This is a genomic window from Pseudomonas sp. P5_A2_2 (assembly GCF_054177685.1).
In genome coordinates, this window is the sequence record NZ_JBGCUL010000795.1 from 1 (window position 1) to 2,093 (window position 2,093).

At 62.0% G+C, this 2,093-nt stretch carries 2 protein-coding genes and 1 pseudogene; all 3 read left to right on the top strand.

Features of this window, described 5'->3' with window-relative positions:
• Positions 1–178, top strand: a pseudogene (locus ACXRVY_RS25795) (AP endonuclease); the annotation flags it as partial.
• Positions 171–1,157 carry a sugar kinase gene (locus ACXRVY_RS25800; protein WP_457265967.1) on the top strand — a complete coding sequence of 329 codons (987 nt, stop codon included), beginning with the start codon at positions 171–173 and terminating at the stop codon, positions 1,155–1,157. The pseudogene ACXRVY_RS25795 and the gene ACXRVY_RS25800, both read left to right, overlap by 8 nt.
• A gap of 103 nt (positions 1,158–1,260) precedes the next feature.
• The coding region (locus ACXRVY_RS25805) for an MFS transporter (protein ID WP_458238601.1) at positions 1,261–2,093 on the top strand (833 nt) is incomplete at its 3' end.

The window sequence follows — 2,093 nt, forward strand, 5'->3', positions numbered from 1 at the left end:
GCCCCCCACCGCCACTGACCTGCATCTGTGGGAACAACTGCTGCGGCACATGGCCCAAGGCGTGATGCGGGCGGCGGAATATCCGCTGCAAGGCGAGGATCTGCTGCAACTCACCACCGAACACGTCGCGACACTGGCCCGCCTCGGTCAACCCCGCCTGGAGAGTGCGCATGTCTGAGTTCGATATCCTGTCATTTGGCGAAACCATGGCAATGTTCGTCGCCGAACAAAACGGCGAGCTGGCCCAGGTCGGTCATTTCCACAAACGTATTGCCGGCGCCGACAGCAACGTCGCCATCGGCCTGTCACGGCTCGGGTTCAAGGTGGCGTGGCTGAGCCGGGTCGGTGCTGACTCCCTGGGTCGCTTCGTGATCGACACCCTGGAGAAGGAAGGCCTGGACTGCAGCAACGTCGCCATCGATTCTGCGCACCCGACCGGTTTTCAGCTCAAGTCGCGCACCGACGATGGTGGCGATCCGGTGGTCGAGTATTTCCGCCGCGGTTCGGCGGCGAGTCATCTGTCGCCGCAGTCGATCATGCCCAAATTGCTCAAGGCCCGGCATTTGCACGCCACCGGCATTCCCCCGGCGCTGTCTGCCACGGCGCGGGAAATGTCCTTCGAGTTGATGACCCGCATGCGCGCCGCCGGACGCAGCGTGTCCTTCGACCCGAACCTGCGCCCGAGCCTGTGGGCGAGTACGCAACAGATGATCACTGAAATCAACCGCCTCGCCGCCTTGGCCCATTGGGTGCTGCCGGGCTTGAGCGAAGGTCGGCTGCTGACCGGTTTCGAAGACCCCGCCGACATTGCGGCGTTTTACCTCGACCAGGGCGCCGAAGCCGTGGCGATCAAACTCGGGCCGCATGGGGCGTACTACCGCACCCACCAGGATCAGGGATTTGTCGCGGGCGTACCGGTGAATACCGTGGTCGACACCGTCGGTGCCGGCGACGGGTTTGCCGTCGGCATGATCAGCGCGCTGCTGGAAAACCATAGCTTTGCCGACGCCGTGAAGCGCGCCAACTGGATTGGCAGCCGGGCGGTGCAGAGTCGGGGGGATATGGAGGGGTTGCCTACCCGATCCGAAATGGTCAGCGAATTTGAGGCCGCCATCGCGAGCAAGCTCGCTCCCACAGGGGATATGTGTCGAACCTAGATCCCTTGTGGGAGCGAGTTTGCTCGCGATGAGGCCAGTAAAGGCACCGAAGATTCAAACCGTTACCTGCTGCGACAAAAACAACAAGCTCAGGAGCACCACCATGAAAACCGCAACCCTCGCCACCCGCCGCTGGTGGTACATCATGCCCATTGTGTTCATTACCTACAGCCTGGCGTACCTCGACCGCGCCAACTACGGATTCGCCGCCGCATCCGGCATGGCGGCGGACCTGATGATTACGCCCGGCCTGTCGTCGATGCTCGGCGCGCTGTTCTTCCTCGGCTACTTTTTCTTCCAGGTACCCGGGGCGATCTACGCGCAGAAACACAGTGTGAAAAAGCTGATCTTCGTCAGCCTGATTCTCTGGGGCAGCCTGGCCACCTTGACCGGGATTGTCTCCAACGCCTKGTGGCTGATCGTCATCCGTTTCATGCTCGGCGTGGTCGAAGCCGCGGTCATGCCGGCGATGCTGGTGTACCTGTGCCACTGGTTCACCCGTGCCGAACGCTCGCGCGCCAATACCTTCCTGATCCTCGGCAACCCGGTGACCATGCTCTGGATGTCGGTGGTGTCGGGCTATCTGGTGCAGCATTACAGCTGGCGCTGGATGTTCATCATCGAAGGTTTGCCGGCAGTGCTCTGGGCGTTTATCTGGTGGCGCCTGGCCGATGACCGTCCGGCCCAGGCCAAGTGGCTCAGCGACCAGGAAAAACAGGACCTGGAAAGCGCCCTGGCCGCCGAACAGGTCGGCATCAAGGCGGTGAAGAACTACGCCGAAGCCTTCCGCTCGCCGAAGGTGATCATCCTGGCCTTGCAGTTTTTCTGCTGGAGCATCGGCGTCTATGGCTTCGTACTGTGGCTGCCGTCGATCCTCAAGGCCGGGGCGCAAATGGACATGATCGAAGCGGGTTGGCTTTCGGCGTTACCTTATCT